The following is a 20,869-nucleotide window of genomic DNA, read 5'->3' as shown; positions in this document are numbered from 1 at the left end:
CCTGTTATCGGTCTGCCGAGTTTCATGTGAAAGAGGGATGTCATGATAAATACTATCAATGATTAAAGAATCTACACTAGAAGACAATTAATCGGCAAAAATGAATTCCTTACCCAATAAACAGTGATTTAAATCACATTTTTTATGTATGTTGATGTTTGTTTCTTTTTTATAGGTGACTCCCGTCACTTAAAAAAACGTCATGATGCGCTAGAGTCTTTTTATAAGACGGATGCTGACAGACTGCGACAAGCAGCATAGATGAGGCATTCGGCACGATTTCTCTGAATACCCAATTGATTGCCCGGGAGGCAGTTATGTCTACATCTGATGTGTTCCACCTTGGTCTGGTTAAGAACGATTTACAGGGCGCGACGCTGGCTATCGTGCCCGGCGATCCTGAGCGTGTCGAAAAAATTGCCCGCCTGATGGATAACCCGGTACATCTGGCATCACACCGTGAATTTACCTCCTGGCGTGCAGAGCTGGACGGCAAGGCAATCATTGTCTGCTCGACCGGTATCGGTGGCCCGTCAACGTCAATCGCGGTAGAAGAACTGGCGCAGCTCGGCATCCGAACGTTTCTGCGTGTGGGTACGACGGGGGCGATTCAGTCCGGCATCAATGTCGGCGATGTGTTAGTGACTACCGCAGCCGTCCGTCTTGACGGTGCGAGCCTGCACTTCGCGCCAATGGAGTTCCCTGCCGTGGCGGATTTCGGCTGTACTACCGCGCTGGTGGAAGCGGCGAAAGCGTCGGGTGCCGCGTTGCACGTGGGCATCACGGCGTCTTCCGATACGTTCTATCCTGGTCAGGAACGCTATGACACCTTCTCTGGACGCGTGGTACGTCGCTTCCGCGGTTCGATGGAAGAGTGGCAGAGCATGGGGGTGCTGAACTATGAAATGGAATCTGCCACGCTGCTGACCATGTGCGCCAGCCAGGGGCTAAAAGCGGGGATGATCGCGGGTGTGATCGTGAACCGTACCCAGCAGGAAATCCCGGATGCGGCGACCATGAAGCTGGCTGAAACCACCGTCATCAAGGTGTTGCTGGACGCGACACGCCGTCTGTTAGCCGCTGAATAAGTACAAAAAATTGGTGGTATTTTGGGCTGGTCATCGCAGAGGCCAGCCTTTATCCTAACAACTTGTTCTGGTTTATTGGGTTAACCTGCGACACGCTCTGCGTGTGTAATACGGTTGCCTTGCTCGCCTTTCAACCTCGCAAGGAGATGTATGACCGAACCAACGTTGCTTCACCCTTCTTTATTGCCGCTGGACGGCGGAATCAACTTCCGTGATTTAGGTGGTAACCGGGCTGCTGATGGGCGGCTTATCCGACACGGTAAACTTTTTCGCTCCGGTTCGCTGGATTTGCTGAGCCAGGCGGATTGTGAACACCTTGCTGGCGTGCCTATTTCTCACGTGGTGGATTATCGGGATGCCGATGAAATTGCGCAGAAGCCCGATGTACTGTGGACTGGTGCCAGTTATCACGCTTATCCGGCCAATCCGTTACGCCACGAAGTGACAGCCAACCTGGATTCGCTAGGGTCCGATGTGCTGGCGGCGTTTGATTCCCGCGCGTTTATGTTAGAACTCTACCGCCGTTTGCCCTTCAATAATTCTGCCTACAAGCAACTGGTGTCGCTGCTATTACGGCCAGATGAGGGCGGGCTGGTACAGCACTGCGCTGTGGGAAAAGATCGCACAGGTATCGGTTCGGCGCTGGTGATGTTTGCTCTGGGTGCCGATGAACAGACCGTGATGGAAGATTACCTGCTCACGGACACGACGCTGACGCCATTCCGCCAGCAGTTACTGGCACATTTGTCGGAAACGCTGAATGAGAAAGCATTGGGACAGTTCTCTTATGTGCTCTCTGTGCAGGAAGAGTTCATTGTGACGGCGTTGCAGGCGATCTATGAACGGCATGGTTCGATCGATAGCTGGCTTGAAGTGGAATACGGTCTGGATAATCACGCTCGGAATTATTTACAAGATAAATACCTGATTGCAGGATAATGACCTGCTTTATTTTACAATAATGCGTTTTTCGAATCCGTTATTGTGGTCATAATTAGTTCTCTTATCGGTTAATTCTATTCAGCCTACCAACGCCCGATGCATTTCATCAGGCGTTTTGCGTTTGTTAAATCAGGGAGGAACATGTCTCATATCATAGGGATAGATTTAGGCACGACAAACAGTTTGGTTTCATTCTGGGATGGCGAGAAAGCCGTACTGATTCCCAATGCACACGGTGATTACCTCACCCCTTCAGTTATCGGCCTTGATGATAACGGCGATCTATTGGTAGGGCGTGTTGCCAAAGAACGCTTGATTACTCACCCACTTAAAACCGCAGCGTTGTTCAAACGCTACATGGGAACGAAAAAGGCCTACTCGCTCGGCGATGTACAGACCTACCAGCCGGAAGAATTATCTTCTTTTCTGCTACGCGTGCTGAAAGCCGATGCTGAGGCATTTCTTGGTGCGCCCGTGACAGAAGCGGTCATCAGCGTGCCTGCTTACTTTAATGATAAACAGCGTAAAGCAACGCAGCTTGCAGGGCAGCTAGCCGGTCTTAACGTGGAGCGCCTGGTGAATGAACCGACAGCGGCTGCGCTAAGTTACGGATTGCATGTTAATGATCCAGAAAGCCGTTTTTTAGTCTTCGACCTAGGCGGCGGCACCTTCGATGTGTCGGTCCTGACGCTATTTGACGGCATTATGGAAGTGAACGCCACAGCAGGGCACAACACGCTGGGGGGCGAAGATTTTGTCGATACGCTGGTAAAAGCGTTTCTGAATGCGCATGCGCTGACGTCGCTCGACTTGTCAGAAATGAGTCGCCTGCGCCAGCATATCGAAGGGATGAAACGGGCGTTAACGCTGCAACACGAGGCGACGATCGCGCCAGAGTTCGGGGGTGTCGCGTATCCGTGGCACCTTACCCGCGATGATTTTGAATCACTTTGCGCCCCTTTAATTGATGCGTTACGGCAGCCTATCGAGCGGGCATTGAATGATGCGGCTATTACCCCGCGTGATTTGAATTGCGTCATTCTGGTCGGGGGTGCCAGCCGTATGCCCGTGGTGAGAAGCCTGGCTGCCAGGCTATTTGGTCAGTACCCGATCGCGACGCTAAATCCTGATGAAATCGTGGCGTTGGGTGCTGCGGTGCAGGCTGGGCTCAAGGCGCGTAGCCAAGGGCTATCGGAGGTTGTGCTGACTGACGTCTGCCCGTTCACCTTAGGGTTAGAAACGGCACGTCGCTTGCCGAATGGTCATCTGGAAAGCGGTTATTATACGCCGATTATTGATCGCAATACGGTCGTCCCCGTGAGCCGGGAAAAGGTGTTCAGCACCTGTCATGAAGGGCAAACCAACATGCTGTTGCAAATCTATCAGGGGGAAAGCCGCCTGACGCGCAATAACGTCAAATTGGGTGAGCTGGAAATTGAGTTTCCGCCAACACCAGACGACGAACCCATTGTGCGTGTGCGTTATACCTACGATATCAACGGTATTTTGGAAGTGCAGGCGACAGACCTTCATGAGGGCAACAGTAAATCAACGATTATCCGCAATGATAGCTGCGATTTGTCGGACGCTGAGATTCAGGTGCGCTTACAGCAGTTGGCAGAGATAAAAATACATCCGCGTGAGCGTATGGAAAGTCGACTATTACTGGCGCGCGGTGAGCGTTTATATGAGCAATTAATGGGCGAAGCACGAGAACGCATCGCACATGAATTGCAAGCCTTTGAAGATGCATTGGAAACGCAGGACACCTTGCTCATTCGCCGGGTAACAAAAGAGATACAGAGCGTATTTGATGAGATGGAGCCTCATTCGTTATGAAAACGTCGTGCTGGGTATTTTTAGGGATTGAGGAAACGGTCGACCAAATGGCCATTCGACGTGCGTATGCGCGTTTGTTGCGACAGCATAATCCAGAAGATGACGCCGAAGCGTTTAAAGCGCTCCGTGCAGCGTATGAAGACGCGCTCTTACAGGCACGCTATCTGGTGGCTAAAGGGGATGCCGAGCGGCAGGAAAGTCCTGCGTCAGAGACGGCGGAAGAGGCTGAGAGCGTTGGCACCCCTGCGGCGAATATGGCGAATGATGACATTGCTGTCATGCAGGATACGATGCAGCAAATTGAAGCGATAAAGCAGCGCGTGGCAGCAACCTATGCAGATTTTCAGTGCCGTATCGACGATGAGGTCTGGCGTGACGTGCTATCGACATCGGTACTCGAACGTCTTGAAATCAAACAGCCTGTTTCATTGTGGCTGTTTGGCTTTTTAGGCCACTGTGCTTTTTTGCCCGACTCGGTGAAGCAATGCTTATTGGAGACGTTCGACTGGGAACACAACGTGCCGTTGCTAAAGCGGCACTATTCGTCACAGCAGGTGGAAGATGTACTGGAATGGCTGAATGATGAGGATGTCTGGCATATCCCGGTGCGGGGGTTGCGGTTTCCTTCCGGTATAACTGGCGAAGACGTAGACCGCTATTTTCACGACCGGGAACAGCTGGTTCGCATTGTTTATCAACATGATAATGCCGCATTTGATCGGCAACTGGCGCAGATGTTATCGCAAGAGATCTGCGATCCTGAGCTGCTCTGTTGGGCTATCGCCCACTACCATAGCCTTGGTGATTTTTCCCCTGCTCGTGAATGCTGCCGTCAGTTAATTGCAATGGTGCCGGAGCAAATAGAGGGTTACCTACGGTTAGCACAGATCGAGTTGAATGACCGACAGTATCTGCGTGCTGCCGATGCATTTAATCAGGTGCTGGAGAGGCAAAGCGACCACGCCGTGGCATTGAAGGGATTGGCTGGCTGTTTTCTGGCTCAAGGGCTGCTCTTTGAAGCTCGGGAACTGTATCGCTATGTTTGTACGCTAGTGCCGTATGACATAGAAGCGCAGATTCAGGTGCTTAAAATCAATGCGCAGACCATTGCTGGTGACTTTGCGACGATTAAACCAACGCGTTACAGCATGGAATACTGTGAAGAAGTCGCAGAATGCTACCTGCAAAATGGGGCGTATACGTTGAGCATCGATTTTATCCGCCACCTGATGGCGCGAGCGGAACACAACGCGACGTCACTCTGGCGCGTAATCCGAGGCAGTATTTTTGAGGTCATCTACCGCTCACTTTTCGTCAAGCATGGTGATTTCAGCCAGCGTCATCTTTCCTCGACGCTCTATATGACGCTTGGCGATGCCTATTATCGGTTGGAGCAGTATGAGGACGCACAGCAGGCCTATACATGGGCGATGGAAGAGGCGCAGCGGCAAGGAGAAAATGGCTACGATGCGAGAATTCGCTTAGCGCAAACCCTGCACAAAATGAAGATGTACCAGGACATCATCCCGTTATTGGAAAACGCCTTGCGCTATCATCAGGACAATTCCACTGTCTGGTTTATGCTCTCGGAGGCTTTCCGTTTTACTGATGAATGGGATAAGGCATTGGAGTGCATAAATAAGGCTATCGCGCTGGATGCATCACACTGGATATATTTCTCCGCTCGCTCGATACTTTTGCTTTATATCTTTGAACGCTATCAGGAAGCGTTATCCGATCTGGATTTTGTTGTGCGCTGTAAACCATCTCATGCCCGGATATGGTATCGCCGGGGGGAATGTTTGAGTCGGTTATCACGTCACCGAGAAGCGATAGACTGTTTTGAAGAAGCGATTGACTGGAACATCAAACATGAGGACGCTGCGCTGGAATTGTTGAAATCTGCCTGCGAATTAGGCCTGTATGACAAAGCTCAGCGTGCTGTGAGGTTATATCAGGAATACGGCGGCGATATGGATGATATCGGCGAATGGTTGATGAAGCTGGAGCAGATGGCGCCGGGGCAGCAGGGAGTAGATAACGCATGACCGTAGAAAATCAGGAAAATACACAGCCTTTATCCCACACTCAGCTATGGGGGCTGGGGCTGTCAGCCATTCTGACGGAAATGAATCGCGATCGGCACGATGTGCTGGATGGCGGTGGTGATAAACAGGAAGCGCTGAAGGCGATCCGGCATATTCTGAAACGGGATTGGGGCATTGAAACTCGCGAAGCGCTGCTGCGTCAGATCCATCGTCTGATAAACGGCCATGGACACGGGCCCGGTTACCGCCGTCTACAGCATAGGCTGTCTGCGATGTCTGAAGCGGAGATGGATGCGTATATTCAGTGCCATCAACATGACGAAGAACATCACAGTGAATTGCTGATAGTGAGGCTCAATCGGTTTGCGTTAGCCCGTACCGGGATTGATGCCTGGGACGAAGGGCGTAGCGTCAATCTGTGCCGCTGGGGGATGGCGGTGGGCATGGTGGGCGAAGCGGAAGGCTGGGATATGATCATGTCTATGGCGCGGGATGCACAACAGAAATATGACAGCTGGTATCACTTTGCCATTAGTTACGTGGTCGGGCGGCAATATTGGCGCTCACTGGCGACGGAAGATTTCGTTAACGATCAGATGGATATTCTGCGTCGTTTAACGGGTAATCCAGAAAGCCCGTGGAACACGTTGGACTGGCATTTACCGCTGGGTAGTGCCACGACGGCGATTCCTTAACCAATGTGCAGATGGCCTCTCTATTGAGAGGCCATCTGAGTTAGCGCATGTGGCGATCGAACGTTTTGTCGCAACTAACCCGTATTACGCATGCCCGCTGCGACACCCGCGATGGTGACCATCAACGCCAGCTCCAGATCGGCATCCGGCTGTTCCTGTTGACGTGAGCGATGCAGCAGCTCTGCCTGCAACACGTTCAGAGGGTCGGTGTAGACGTTACGCAGTGCGATTGACTCGGCGATCCACGGTAAATCTGCCATCAGATGATCGTCGTTGGAGATCGCCAGCACAATGCTGATGTCGGCGGCTAACTGATCGCGCAGTTGCTTCCCTAACGGCCACAGCTTCTCTTCTACCAGACGCTGATCGTAATACTCCGCCAGCCACAGGTCGGCTTTGGCGAACACCATCTCCAGCATACCGATACGCGTCGAGAAGAATGGCCAGTTGCGACACATTTCTTCCAACTGCCCCTGTTTGCCGTCATCCACCACTTTCTGCAATGCAGCACCTGCACCGAGCCATGCTGGTAGCATCAAGCGGTTCTGCGTCCAGGCGAAAATCCACGGGATCGCGCGCAGGCTTTCCACGCCGCCGTTCGGACGACGCTTGGCCGGACGTGAACCCAACGGCAGTTTACCCAACTCCAGCTCCGGCGTAGCGGCGCGGAAGTACGGAACGAAATCTGGGTTTTCACGCACGTATCCCCGATACATATCGCAGGACACGCGGGACAGTTCGTCCATTACCTGATGCCATTCCTGTTTTGGCTCCGGCGGTGGCAGCAGGTTGGCTTCCAGAATCGCTCCGGTATACAGCGCCAGGCTGCTGATCGTGACTTCCGGCAGGCCGTATTTAAAGCGGATCATCTCGCCCTGTTCTGTCACGCGCAGGCCACCTTTCAGACTGCCCGGTGGTTGTGACAATAGTGCGGCATGAGCCGGTGCGCCACCGCGACCGATAGACCCCCCGCGTCCGTGGAACAGCGTTAGCGCGATGCCCGCTTTCTCGCAGGTTTTGATCAGCGCGTCTTGCGCGCGGTACTGCGCCCAGGAGGCGGCCATCACGCCGGCGTCTTTCGCCGAGTCGGAATAACCGATCATCACCATCTGCTTGCCCTGAATAAAGCCGCGATACCAGTCAATGCTCAGCAACTGCGTCATGACATCGTCGGCGTTGTTCAGGTCATCCAACGTTTCAAACAGTGGTGCGACGGGCAGAGCAAACGGGCAACCGGCTTCTTTGAGCAGCAGTTGAACGGCCAGCACGTCGGAAGGCGTGCGTGCCATTGAAATCACGTAAGCGGCAATAGAACCCTGTGGCGCTTTCGCGATCACCCGACAGGTATCCAGCACCTCTTTGGTATCTGCACTCGGTTCCCAGTAGCGCGGCAGCAGCGGGCGCTTGGAGCTGAGTTCGCGGATTAGGAAGGCCTGCTTATCGGATTCAGACCAGCTTTCGTAGTCGCCCAGACCCAGATAACGAGTAATCTCGGCCAGCGCTTCGGTGTGGCGGGTACTTTCCTGACGGACATCGATGCGTACCAAAGGCACACCAAAGCAACGTACGCGACGCAGCGTATCCAGCAGGCGACCGTCGGCGATGATGCCCATGCCGCAGGTTTTCAGCGATTGGTAGCAGGCGTGGAGCGGTTCCCACAGCTGTTCGTTGGTAATCAGCAGATCTTTAGGCGGCAGGCGTTCTTCACCCGTCAGGCGCGCTTCCAGATAGCTCAGCGTACTGCTCAACTGCGAACGCAGTGATTTCATGATGGCGCGGTACGGTTCCTGTACCTCGCTGCCACCGGCCAGTTCCAGCAGTTCCGGCGTACATTCGGACATCGACAGCTCGGAAACCAGCACCTGGATATCACGCAGGAACAGATCGGCGGCTTTCCAGCGGCTGAGTAACAGCACATGGCGAGTGACTTCTGCTGTGACGTTCGGGTTACCGTCGCGGTCGCCGCCCATCCACGAGGTAAAGCGCACCGGAACCGCATCAACCGGCAGACGGTAGCCGAAAGCCTGTTCCAACTGCTCATCCAGTTCACGTAGAAAGGCGGGTACGCCTTCCCACAGGCTGTTTTCCACTACGGCGAAGCCCCACTTGGCTTCATCTACCGGAGTAGGGCGAATTTTGCGGATTTCATCGGTATGCCAGGACTGTGCGATCAACTGACGAAGACGGCGCATGATCTGATTGCGCTCATAGTCAGCCAAATCGTTATGGTCGAGCTGCTTGAGGCAGGTATTCACTTCCACCAGTTTGTGGATCAGCGTACGGCGGGTAATTTCGGTTGGGTGTGCGGTCAGCACCAGCTCGATCGACAGCGATTCTACCGCGTCACGGATATCGCGTTCGGTCAGATCTTTATTTTCTTTTAAACGCTCAAAGGCGTTGGAAAGCTGTGCCGGATTACTCGCTGCTTCGCCGTGCGGTGAAATCGTATGATATTGCTCAGCGGTATTGGTCAGGTTAAGGAACTGGCTGAATGCGCGGGCAACGGGCAGCAGTTCATCGTTAGACAGGTTTTGCAGTGTGGTCAGCAGTTCCTGACGATGTTTTTCATTACCTGCGCGAGATGACTTTGACAACTTGCGGATTGTTTCGACTTTATCAAGGATGTTTTCACCCAGTGCTTCCTTGATAGTATCGCCGAGTAGTTTGCCGAGCATACTGACGTTACTGCGCATTGCGGAATATTGTTCGTTCATAGTTACCCTGACCCATCCCTACCATTTTTGTAAGTTTATTTCACTTGACATATTTTGACGCACTGCCTCCATCTAGCCACGATAAGGCGGGTTCGTCAATTGACGATTCTTTCTTCTCCCTATTCTTTGTACTTGCATTGATGCGGACTTGGCAATTTGTGAAATTTAATTACAGCGGCGTGGATATTAGGTGAACTTATACCCTAAATAATTCGCAAAACGTTAGCGTGCTGAACCACGCGATGTGTTGACCGTTTAGAGCCGCGTAACGCGGTAACTGAGCGCATCCCCAGAAGCGTACTGGGGTCAGTGAATGGGAGAGTCAGAGCAACCCTCGCACAAGCTACCCGAATTATTGAGGGGGTCTATTGCGCTATTTTAAATCTATTCTATTTTCACCTGAAATTTTGGATAAGAATTAGATTAATTGGTTTTATTCGCTATAAAAGTAATGATAAACAAAATAAATGTTGGTGAAAAAATATGAATTTTAAAATTGAGAATAATCACAATTCATGTTAAAAAATTGCTGTTTATCTATACATAATTAGGTGTCGGCATGATAAAGAAATTTTTTGATCTTTTGCCATTTTTTGGTAATAAGGATGTTTCACCAACGGAAAAATTGTTGCAAGAGTCTCTATTACCGCTTGGAGAGCTTGATAACACGCTGCCAAAAAAATTGTTCCATTATGTTATGACTGGCGCTGAACCTGAGGTGATTTATGCCTTAAACCAGCTGGATTCCGATAAAGTAACGGTACTTTTGGATAAACCCGGTACGGTTGATTGGTGGTATGTTCAAAATAATAGTTTTAACTCTAGTGAATATAATAAAATAATAAGACAAGCGAGAAATTCACGCTATAAGCTCTATTCTGAGGTAGGTAAAGCACTCACCAATGAACAAGTTATACGCTTCGCTAAAGTTTTATCTGCGGCATGCCAAAATAAAAATATAAAAATTATAACGGGCGAAGTGCCAAGCTGGATGATTTACTTGCTGTGTGATGCGCTATCTACGACGTTAAAAAGCACCTCCAATGAGACGTTAAAATTAACGCACCGAACGGGGTGGCGTATTCAGCTTCTTGCCGATCTGCTTGTTAGTGAGCAGAGTCATGATCAGGGCGAGTCTATTTTATTTGCGATCTTTGATAGGGCGGAAATATCTGACTATTATAGTGCGCAACTGAATATTTTCTTTGAACTTCCTGATTTGCATACCTATATCGAAGAACATGCGCAATTTGTCCGTACCACACTGGTGGAAAAACTTTCTGCACCGGGTCTCATTCAATTCCTGAAATATTTATCCGATCGTGAAGGATTACGTATTTTATTCTCGGATGTGATTGTTAAATCAGCTATCGATCAGCGAAAAACGATACGTAATGAAGCGGAACCGCTGCTGAACATTCTCCCTGCTAGCGATGTCAAAACACACCTGAGTGATATCCTGTTTAACGGAACGCCAAAACAGCGATCTCAAGCTGCCGACCTCTTTGCTCGTCAGGGCGAAAATAAAGACATTTTAGAACATGCGTTGCAGTTGGAAAAAAGTAAGGCGGTGATAAAAAGTATCGAAAGTGCCATTACACGTTTTGCCGTTGTTGATACGGCACAAGATATTGAACTCCCTGATTTACCTGAGCTAACGCTACTTGCCGATACGCCATTGCCTGAAAGTGCAAAAATTATTCTGGTAGAAAATCTGGCTGAAATGCTGGAAAAAGCAAAAATAAGCGCAGAAAAAGAAATCGCAGAGAACAAACAGAGTGTGAACAAATATAAGTGGGCGCAAGAATATTATAAAAAAATAAACTCCGTCAGTGTTGAGCATTGTCATGGTTTGGTTGATAGACTGAATCTGGGCAATAGTGGGAAGCCACTATCTAATGAAGATATCAACATCATCAAGTATAAGAATCGCCTTAGTTCTCTTCCTGAATTTACTTTTTATCATGCGATGAGAGTTATTTTTGGCAACATACATGCGAACTTCAATCTAAGCACCGCTCGAATAGAAAATGAAGCGCCAGCGCATGTTGTCGCCGCATTGGAGTTACGACAGATTGAAGGCGTGTTGCAAAAGTTGGGGTGCCGTGAGCCCGCACGAATCGTCGCTTCACTCTGCTTAGAATCCTATAACGATGGGGTGAAACTCTTCCCTAAACCGGAACAGCTGTGGCCTTTTTTCTCCCAATATCCAGAGTATATTGCCGAAGCATTGGGGCTGTTGCCAAATAAGAGCAAAAGCCAATATAGTCAATTTGAATTAAGCCATGCTTTTGAGTTACTTAGTAAATTCCCTGCTATCCCCGCACAATTTATTCCACGTATTATGGAGCTGGCATTAGGCGAGAATAAAACCTTCCGCGTGAGTGCGCAGAAGCTGCTGGAAAGGTTGCCGAATGTGCATGTGAATGCACAGGAAAGTTTGCATTCCGCGAAACAAGAAATCCGTATTACAACGATCGAATGGCTGGCGCGTATAAAAAATAAAGACAGTATCGCTCCGCTCTATGCGTTGTTAAAAAAAGAGAAAAGAGAAACGGTTCGTGCAGCATTGCTGGCGGCATTAGAGCAGTTTGGTGAAGATATTTCGCCTTATTTATCCGAAAAAATATTGCATGAAGAGGCGTTGAAAGGGTTGAAGGCGAACCCACCTGCAAGCATGAGCTGGTTTGATTATAACGCGATACCGTCATTGAAATGGGAAAACGGCAAGACCGTCGATACTGACATCATCAAATGGTGGATAATCCTGGCGGTAAAATTAAAAATGCCCGCGGGTAATACGTTATTGCAGCGCTATGTCGGTTTATTAGCCAAAGAGAGCCAGCAGAAACTCGGTCATTTTATTTTACACACGTTTATTGCTCAGGATGTGAAGAATCCACCGCTGGAAGAAGCGATGTTGGAAGCGCATAAAGAGGCACCGGGACGTTTAAAAAACTATCAACGTTATCTTGAACTCTACCCTGAGTATTACCAAAAGTATGCGAATTACACGCTGGAGCAGACGACAGAAGAAATAAAGCAGGAAGTCTTGCGGCGCTATTTAGGCTCGGCAATCAGTGAGAAAGGCATGTTGGCGTTGACTAGCCATATTGAAGGCCATGTTGCCGTCTCGGTATTACGAAATTATATGCGCGATCATTACCAGCGCCGTTCACAGATTGAAGCGATGATCAGCGCGATGGCGATGAGTGACGATCCGCTCATTATTCAATTATTACTCTCACTGTCACGTCGCTACCGTACGGCGGCGATTCAGGATAAGGCGCGTGAATTAGTCAAAGAGATTGCCGAACGTAACGGCTGGACTGCCGACGAGTTGGCTGACCGCACGATCCCCACCGCTGGGATGGATGAGACGGGAACATTAGTGCTGGAATACGGCGAGAGGACCTTTACCGCTCGCATGGACAGTAAGCAACGCTTGGTGCTCCTGAACCCAGAAGGGAAAGAAATTAAAGCCCTGCCTGCCGCACGTAAAACGGATAATGAAGAGCAGATAAAAGAAGCGAAAAAGCTGTTCTCGTCGAGTAAAAAAGAGTTGAAGCAGGTGATCGACCTGCAAACTGCACGTTTGTATGAATCGATGTGCGCCCAGCGCCAATGGTCGAGTGAGGACTGGCAGACGTACATCATGATTCATCCGGTGATGCGACCGCTGATTGAGCGCTTAGTGTGGCAAGAAGTAAAGGGGGAGCACGTGCTCAATACCTTCAGGCCAACGGATGACGGCTGCTTAATTAATCTTGAAGATGATGAAGTGGAATTATCGGACGGCACGATGATTCAGCTTGCGCATGCCGCCATTGTCGATAACGAGACGCGTGAAGCCTGGCTTGCGCATTTTAACGACTATAAAGTGGCATTTTTATTCTCACAGATGGTACATACCGTACCAGAACGCGATCTCAAACAGGTTGAAATTGAGGATAGAAAAGGGTGGTTGACCGATACGTTCACGCTGCGCGGCGTCTTAACCAAAATGGGATACCAGCGTGCGCCAGCGGAAGATGGCGGGTCGTTTAGCCACTATTACAAACATTTCAGTAGCCTGGATTTGTACGTGAATATTGGATTTAGCGGCAGCTACGTGCCAGAAGAAAATATTCCGGCGGTATTGTTTGATTTGAGCTTTGAGAAAAATCAGCAAAATTACTGGGATCGCAATAATCTGACATTGCGGGACGTTCCGCCCATCTTATTGGCAGAAAGCTACGCCGATTATCTGAAAGTCGCACAGGCCTGCTCGGGATACGATGCCGACTGGGAAAACAAAACGCCTTGGTAATCCGCTTATGGAGCCGGTACACACTGTGCCGGCTTCGTTCATTATTTTGTGGCGAACAGAGACACGAACATGGAAAAACACCCCTCGACGGCCAGCAATGTGCTGCGTCAACATGCTGAAATTCGCTTTGCGGATGAATTAGTGCGCCTGACTCAAGCGGACGAAAATAACCCTAAGCCGCAGGGCTGGCTGCGCTCACCCCGTGCGGTGCGGCAGTTTATTTTAGGTGACGAGGCCTTAGGGATTTCCGCAAAATTTTTTGGTGATAATGCGCTGGTCGATCGTGCGATTGTGACGCTGCTGGGGAAACAGGGATTGATGCTGGTTGGTGAACCCGGCACGGCAAAATCCATGCTGTCTGAGCTGTTTGCAGCGGCTATCTCGGGTGATTCCGGCCTGACGATTCAAGGCACCGCGGGAACGACCGAAGACCATATCAAGTATTCATGGAACTATGCGCTGTTGCTTGCTGAAGGCCCCACTGAGCGGGCGCTTATCGGTTCACCGCTCTATCAGGGGATGATGCAGGGCAGGATTGTCCGTTTTGAGGAAATCACCCGCTGCCCGCCGGAAATACAAGATGTCCTGGTTTCGTTGATGTCTGAAAAACAGCTGATGATCCCTGAAATGGGTGAACAAGGACGGATCAGTGCCAAACCCGGTTTTAACCTGATTGGCACGGCGAACTTGCGCGATCGCGGCGTACATGAAATGTCAGCGGCATTAAAACGGCGCTTTAACTTTGAAACCGTGAGGCCGATTCAAGACCCTGAATTCGAGATCGAGCTGATTCAAACGCAGCTCACGCGTGAACTGGGCGAGCTGGCTGCGCTGGTCACCGTACCACCGAGCGTCATTGAACTGCTGGTGACCACATTTCAGGAACTGCGCTCCGGCAATACGCGCGACGGTGGCAGCATCAAAACGCCGGATGCGGTGATGTCGAGTGCGGAAGCCGTCAATATTGCCTATGCCTCCGCGCTTGAGGCGCATTATCTGGGCGACAACACGCTGAATGCGGGCGCCATCGCACGCCAGATTATCGGTGTGGTATTAAAAGATAACCCTGACGATGCGAAACGTATGCGTTACTACGTGGATAACGTGGCGCGGGAACGGGCAAAAAGCAGCGATGACTGGAAAGCGTTTTATGATGCCTCGCGACAGTTTTGGAAGTAAGGCCGTGGCCTAATGCTAGTCACTCTTAACCCCATATTAGGAGAAACACAGGGACACCTCGCCCTGTGGTCTCTCCGTGTATCTCGGTTCTTAAACGATCGGCATTAGGCTGTAGTCCATTGTTACTGATTACTTCACGGACTCTTTTTCATGAGGAAACGCGCCAGTGAGTCTCTCGAACATCGTACTGCCCGCACGGATGAAACAGGCGCTGGCAACATGGGATTTTTTGCAGTCGCAGCAGATCTATTTCGCGCCGGTGCGCCACCATAGCCCCGCTTGTGCCTATGGCCTGTTGTCATTGATTGAAGATATCCATCCCGATCACATCCTGATCGAGGCACCGGTCAGTTTTAATCACCTGTTGCCTGATTTGCTTCACCCTGACGCGAAGCCCCCTATCGCGGTGATGGGACAGGCCGACGTTCAATCCCGTGAGCCGCAAGACGGTGACGCGCCGCAAACGGCTACGCGTAGCGCTTTTTTCCCTTTTTGTGACTACTCGCCGGAATGGGTGGCTCTGCACGCCGGGCATCAACACGGTGCGGCATTGCGCTTTATTGATTTGCCGTGGGTTGAGCAAATCGCGATTGAGGAACGGCAGGATGATGTTAGCCAAAGCCTGCAAGCAGAACGCTATCTCGCCCACAGCCAGTTTATTTCGGCACTCGCCAAGAAATGCTACTGCCGCGATCACGATGATTTATGGGAGCATTTATTCGAATTGCGCTCGATTGAGGCGCTGAGCGACTGGCAAGCGCTGTTCCGCGACACGCTGGTCTGGTGTGCGTTGGCGCGACTGGATTATGAGCCTCAGGTTTTGGAGGCAGAGGGTTCTGCGCAGCGTGAGGCGCATATGCTTGCTGCTATCATGCAGGTTCGAGCTGAAAATCCAACGGGGAAAGTTCTGGTGGTGACCGGGGGTTTTCATTCTCTGGCGCTGCTCGAAGGGCTGTCTCACGATGGTAAATCACTCAATGCCTTCACGGATGCCGCGCAAAAGCAGTACCAAAAACAGCTTAAACAGGCAGAAAAAGATAGTGCGTGGCTGATTCGCTATAGCTTTGACAGATTAGATGCGCTCAATGGCTATGCCTCCGGCATGCCTGCGCCAGCTTACTACCAGCGAAGCTGGCAAATGCTTATGACGCAGCGGGGCGATCGGCGGGCGGAAAAGGCGTTGCCGCCGCTCACGACTCAGGAATACCGCAATAACATGGGGATGCGTTTTTTGTCTGAGGTTGCCAGCATGCTCCGGGCTAAAGCGTTTGACGATCCCCCCAGCTATATCACGGTAAAAAATGCGGTAGAGCAGTGTGTTCAGCTTGCGGCATTGCGCGGGCATGACGGCCCTGGTCGTTACGATCTGCTGGATGGGCTACAGAGTAGTTTTATCAAAGGCAGTATTGATGATGCGCAGAGTGAACTGTGGCTTGAGATTCAAAAAACATTTTCTGGTCATACGCTAGGACAAATTCCGGCAGGCAGTGCGACGCCACCGCTGGTTGCTGAAACCTATCGGTTAGCGAAATATCATCGTTTTAAACTCGATGACACGCTCGTCAAACTAAGCCGCCTGGATATCTATCGCAACCCGCAGCATCGCGCACGTAGCCGTTTTCTCCATCTGCTGAGCTTCCTTGAAGTCGGCTTCGCGACGCGCAGTAACGGCCCTGATTTTTTGGGCGGTCATCATCTCGATCTGCTATTTGAAGAGTGGCACTATGCGTGGACTCCCTCGACCGAAGGGCGATTGATTGCGCTCTCGGAGAAAGGAAGCCAGCTCGAAGCGATTGCTATCGATAAATTAGTCTATCTGGAAAAGCAGTTAGAGGAACAGGGGCAGAATCGGTCGAGTAAAAATGCGGTGCATGTGCTGATTCAGGCAGCGCTATTAGGGCTACAGTCGCGTTTAGCCGGGCTATTTCGTTTATTACATGATGATATACACAACGATTTCCGCTTAGATTCACTCGTTGAATGCGGGCATCGTCTGATTCATCTCTGGCGTGGGCGTGATTTTCTTGGCTTACGCCATCAGCCTGAATTAACGCAACTCTTGCTTAAACTGGTTCCACAGGCGCTGTTTTGTTTACCGACCATCACGGCAGGCGATGAATCCCAGCAGGAAACGCATTTTACGGCACTGCTTGGCTTGCGTGAGTTGATTGAGTTTATGCCTACGATCGACCCTTCCAGTACCGCCAGCCGTGATTTTTACCCCCAATTGCAGCAGATCGCCCCAGCGTTAAAGGACGTGCCGTTATTAAAAGGGGCGGTTGATGCGCTGCGTTATCTCGGTGGTGACATTGATGAGCACGCCCTTGATGACAACCTATCGTGCGTCTTTAGTCAGGGGAGCGATCCTGAACAAGCGGTGCGCTATTTTGTGGGGTTAATGCGTGCGGCTCCTGAGCTAATCATCAAGACCCCGCGCTTGGCCGATAAACTAAATACGCTGATTTCGCAGTGGGATGACGACCGTTTCCTGCATGTGTTGCCCGACCTGCGCTTTGCCTTCAGCCAACTTACCCCGAAGCAGAATGCGACGTTAGCGAGCTATATTGCCGAGCAATGCGGTTTCTCCGAGCCGGACATGCACCTTTGGCAAGCGGATTTCACGGAGCGGGAGATGCTACAGACGATGCAGTTAAATCAACAGCTGCAACAACAGCTGGCGGAAAACGAACTCCTGTCATGGTACGAAACCGAGAAGGGGTCAGCCCGATGAGTGCCGATGATGATAAAGAAAAAAAGGGCAAACGCTGGCGCTTGATTCTGGGCCACTATGCCGATGAGGCATTAGGTCAGGCAGCGTTTGATGCGCAGGATCTGAAGGTGGAACGCACGCTGGATTATCTCTATCGCCGTGAATATCAGCGCCGTGGCCTCAAACAGGAAGGCGGACGCCACGGCTCTCTGGATCAATCTCAGCTGACGGCGGTGAACTGGCTGAATCAGGCGCGTAAATTATTCCCCAGCAGCACGTTTGAACGGATGCAATCGCAGGCGATTGAACGCTATGAAATAACACATTTATTTAATGACCCGCAGGCTCTGCAAGCGATGGAACCCACGCCAGCGTTAGCTAAGGCGTTACTGAGTTTGCGTGGCCGGATGAATGAACAGACGCGTGAAGCGGTACGCGACGTTATTCGTAAGGTGGTGGATGAGATATTACGCACGCTGAGGCCGACCTTTACGAACGCGCTTACCGGTCGTCGTAATCGCTTCCGACGTTCGCCGATCGCCAGTAGTCAAAATTTCGACTGGCGTGCCACGATTGCGGCCAATCTCAAGCATTTTGATCGTGATAAAAATCGCCTGGTCATCGAAACACCGCATTTTAATTCACGTATGCAACGACATATGCCGTGGGATGTGATTCTGTGCGTTGACCAAAGCGCGTCGATGTCCAGTTCGGTGATGTACGCGGCGGTCTGCGCCAGCATTCTGGCGACGTTGCCTGCGGTGCGGGTTTCTTTGATTGTGTTTGATACACAGGTGGTGGATTTGTCGCACCTTGCCCACGATCCGGTCGAGGTGCTGATGACGGTTCAACTCGGGGGCGGGACGAATATTGCGAAGGCCATGCAGTATTGCGAACAGCGCGTACAAAACCCGAAACGTACTATCGTGGCGTTAATCAGTGATTTTGAAGAAGGTGGCGCACTGAGTCACCTGCTCAGCTGCGTGCAGCGTATGCACAGCCAGCAAATCACGCTGTTAGGGCTGGCGGCACTGGATGACGCGGCACACCCAGTCTACGACGCCGCCATCGGGCAAAAATTGGCCGATCGCGGTATGCAGGTTGCCGCGTTAACACCGGAGCATTTTGCACAGTGGCTGGCGGAGGTGATGCGATGAGCTGGCAACGCCTCTACCTGAATTATGATGAAGACGCGCTGAGCGTTTTTGCCAATGTTGGTTTACTGCGCCGAGCCAAAAAAGATCTGGCGGGTGATAAGGTGACGTTGGTGACTGATGCCGGGCAAGAAGGGCATTTTGCCAGCGATGGTCAGAAAGTGGTGCTTGATGCGCAGGGGATACACACTGCACGGTGCGATTGCCCGGCTACCGGCTGCTGTAAGCACATTTTGGCGGCGGTGCTGTGGCTACAAACCCATGCTGAACGGGATGCGGATCAAACAGCTGCCCTCTCTGAGGAAACGGTAGCACCACCGATAGACGTGCTTGCCGAGATCTTACAGCTCGATCCTGCTGTCTTAATGAAGCAGGTCGGCAAAGTGCAAACGCGGCATGCGGCGCGATTTGTACAAATGTGGGCGGAAGAGTCGGTGAGAACGGAACCGCTGCCAAACCAGCTTAAAATTTACCTGCCAACGCTGGAAAGCCCCGTGATCTATCTGGCCGGAACGGGGTTGACCGGCATGTTGTCGGATTTCTTGCGGGATAAGCAGCCTGCCTTGCATCTTGCTGCCATTGCCCGCCTCTTTGCCGAAAATCAACGCGTCTGGCCGTGGCCAGCGGAGTGTTTCGCTCAGGAATCGAATGAAAGGCCGTTAAATGCGGATGAGCAAGCGCTGATTGCTCTGCTGAAGGCGTTTATCCATGACGTCCTGAATCAGGGGCTGTCGCACATCAGTAAAAGCAGTGCGCGGCAGCTTCATTTGCTGAATATGTCCGCCCGTGCAGAAGGATTGCCGCGATTGGCGGGCTACCTGCGCACGCTGAGCGGGCAGGTCAGCTTATTAGCGGACAGGCATTACAGCCTGGAAGAACGTGATGTCCTGCTATTTATTGCCCGCCTGTCGGCGTATTTATACCAGCTTGAGCAGGCTAGCCCTGAACGCTTGCTGCTGCTGCGTGGGCAGGTGCGGCGGCAGTATCAACAACAGCCTGAGGCGCTATCGCTTGTGCCGTTGGGGGCGCAGTGGTGGGTGACAGAAGGCGGTGTGCGCGGTGCGACCTTTTCGTTTTGGGAGAGTGAAAACCAGCAATTACTGCATTGCACGCAAGCGCGGGCCGATCGTCATGATGTGACGTTCAGCCAGCAGAGTGTGTGGCAGGGGCAGGCCATGTGGAAACAGCTGGGCGAGCAGATCATGCGTGCCCCGTTTACGCTGCACCATCCGCGTTTTTCTGATGACGGGAGATTGGCCGCTGGCGGTGAGAGTTACGCAAATCTTGATGGTCAGCCGTGGCCTGTCGCGTCATATGAGCAGTGTAAGTCGACGGGGGGAATTGCCGATTGGTCGCAGCTGTTTCGCTACTTTGAACAAGAGAATCAGGACTACCCACAGCCTCTGCTGCTGCATGTGCATCGCTATGAACCCGTGGTCTGGCATGAGGTGGAGCAGCGTATCGTCTGGCCAGTTTTTGACGACGCGGATAATGCCCTGTACCTGAGCCTCAACTGGAAAAAGGCACAGCACCAACGGATAGACAGGCTCAAACAGGCCACACAACAAAAGTGGGCGATTGTGGCAGTGCTGGTGCAACCCCGTCGGCGTGGGAATGATATTGACTTACAGCCCTATTCTCTGTTGGTAAGAGAGGGCGGCACGGTGAAGGCGTTCAGTCTGGACTTTCAGACCATCAAAAGCGAGAAGAAAGCGCAGGGTTTTATTAGCTATATTCAAACGATGCTGGCTGAGAAGAAGCAGAGAAAAACGGTACAGCGTCCACCGCTGACGCTGGCACAGCGGATTTGCCAACCGATCCTGGATGTGTTGGACGCACAGGCCTGCACGGGGCGTCGGCAGTTAACCACAACGCAAAGAGAGCAGTTGCAACACGCCATGAAAACCGCCAATGAGCTGGGCCTAACGCTTGTTGAACGTGCATTGTCGCATTATATCGCGCAGCCCCAACCTGAGGTTGATAGTCTGCTGCGGGTCGTCTTTCTTTGCGACAGGTTTCAGCGTTTGCAAAACAGCTTACCGATTGTGCTACGCCACGCTTCATCCGCGTAACGCTTTTTTCCCGTCGGAAGCAGAATAAAAATAGGACAAGAAAGGCACGAAAAAAGACAGCGTAAGGGAGTGGTAACGCGTAGAATATGAGCACCAAAAATGATGCTCATGAATGTTCC

General features: G+C 51.4%; 11 protein-coding genes. 10 read left to right on the top strand and 1 reads right to left on the bottom strand.

Annotation, left to right across the window (positions count from 1 at the left end; all coding sequences use genetic code 11):
* Positions 1–317 precede the first annotated feature (317 nt).
* From udp to EDI29_RS10140, 5 genes are all read left to right on the top strand, one after another.
* Positions 318–1,088 (top strand): uridine phosphorylase, encoded by a 771-nt coding sequence (udp, locus tag EDI29_RS10160; protein ID WP_107169102.1) that lies wholly within the window; start codon positions 318–320, stop codon positions 1,086–1,088.
* A gap of 150 nt (positions 1,089–1,238) precedes the next feature.
* Complete coding sequence (locus tag EDI29_RS10155; protein WP_137740807.1) at positions 1,239–2,027, top strand: tyrosine-protein phosphatase; 789 nt, start codon at positions 1,239–1,241, stop codon at positions 2,025–2,027.
* A 144-nt stretch (positions 2,028–2,171) separates the two neighbouring features.
* Positions 2,172–3,869: an Hsp70 family protein gene (locus EDI29_RS10150; protein ID WP_137740806.1), complete on the top strand. Its 1,698-nt coding sequence runs from the start codon at positions 2,172–2,174 to the stop codon at positions 3,867–3,869.
* Positions 3,866–5,917, top strand: a complete 2,052-nt coding sequence (locus EDI29_RS10145; RefSeq protein ID WP_137740805.1) for a tetratricopeptide repeat protein — start codon at positions 3,866–3,868, stop codon at positions 5,915–5,917. The genes EDI29_RS10150 and EDI29_RS10145 overlap by 4 nt, the downstream gene beginning before the upstream one ends.
* Positions 5,914–6,612: a DUF1266 domain-containing protein gene (locus EDI29_RS10140; protein WP_137740804.1), complete on the top strand. Its 699-nt coding sequence runs from the start codon at positions 5,914–5,916 to the stop codon at positions 6,610–6,612. The genes EDI29_RS10145 and EDI29_RS10140 overlap by 4 nt, the downstream gene beginning before the upstream one ends.
* A 74-nt stretch (positions 6,613–6,686) precedes the next feature.
* Here EDI29_RS10140 and ppc read toward each other — a convergent pair whose 3' ends face one another.
* Complete coding sequence (gene ppc / locus EDI29_RS10135; RefSeq protein ID WP_137740803.1) at positions 6,687–9,326, bottom strand: phosphoenolpyruvate carboxylase; 2,640 nt, start codon at positions 9,324–9,326, stop codon at positions 6,687–6,689.
* 559 nt (positions 9,327–9,885) lie between these two features.
* Here ppc and EDI29_RS10130 point away from each other — a divergent pair.
* From EDI29_RS10130 to EDI29_RS10110, 5 genes are all read left to right on the top strand, one after another.
* On the top strand, positions 9,886–13,635 hold the full coding sequence (locus EDI29_RS10130) for a DUF4132 domain-containing protein (RefSeq protein WP_137740802.1): 3,750 nt from the start codon (positions 9,886–9,888) through the stop codon (positions 13,633–13,635).
* 69 nt (positions 13,636–13,704) lie between these two features.
* Positions 13,705–14,814: an ATP-binding protein gene (locus tag EDI29_RS10125; protein ID WP_137740801.1), complete on the top strand. Its 1,110-nt coding sequence runs from the start codon at positions 13,705–13,707 to the stop codon at positions 14,812–14,814.
* Between the two features lie 166 nt (positions 14,815–14,980).
* Positions 14,981–17,545: a DUF5682 family protein gene (locus EDI29_RS10120; protein ID WP_137740800.1), complete on the top strand. Its 2,565-nt coding sequence runs from the start codon at positions 14,981–14,983 to the stop codon at positions 17,543–17,545.
* Positions 17,542–18,681: a VWA domain-containing protein gene (locus tag EDI29_RS10115; protein ID WP_137740799.1), complete on the top strand. Its 1,140-nt coding sequence runs from the start codon at positions 17,542–17,544 to the stop codon at positions 18,679–18,681. The genes EDI29_RS10120 and EDI29_RS10115 overlap by 4 nt, the downstream gene beginning before the upstream one ends.
* Positions 18,678–20,750 (top strand): SWIM zinc finger family protein, encoded by a 2,073-nt coding sequence (locus EDI29_RS10110; protein WP_137740798.1) that lies wholly within the window; start codon positions 18,678–18,680, stop codon positions 20,748–20,750. Before EDI29_RS10115 ends, EDI29_RS10110 begins: the two co-directional genes overlap by 4 nt.
* Positions 20,751–20,869: the final 119 nt, after the last annotated feature.

Source organism: Pectobacterium polonicum (genome assembly GCF_005497185.1).
In the GTDB taxonomy this organism is placed as follows: domain Bacteria; phylum Pseudomonadota; class Gammaproteobacteria; order Enterobacterales; family Enterobacteriaceae; genus Pectobacterium; species Pectobacterium polonicum.
Note: the sequence above shows the minus strand (reverse complement) of the source record. Positions and strands in the feature narration are given on the sequence as shown.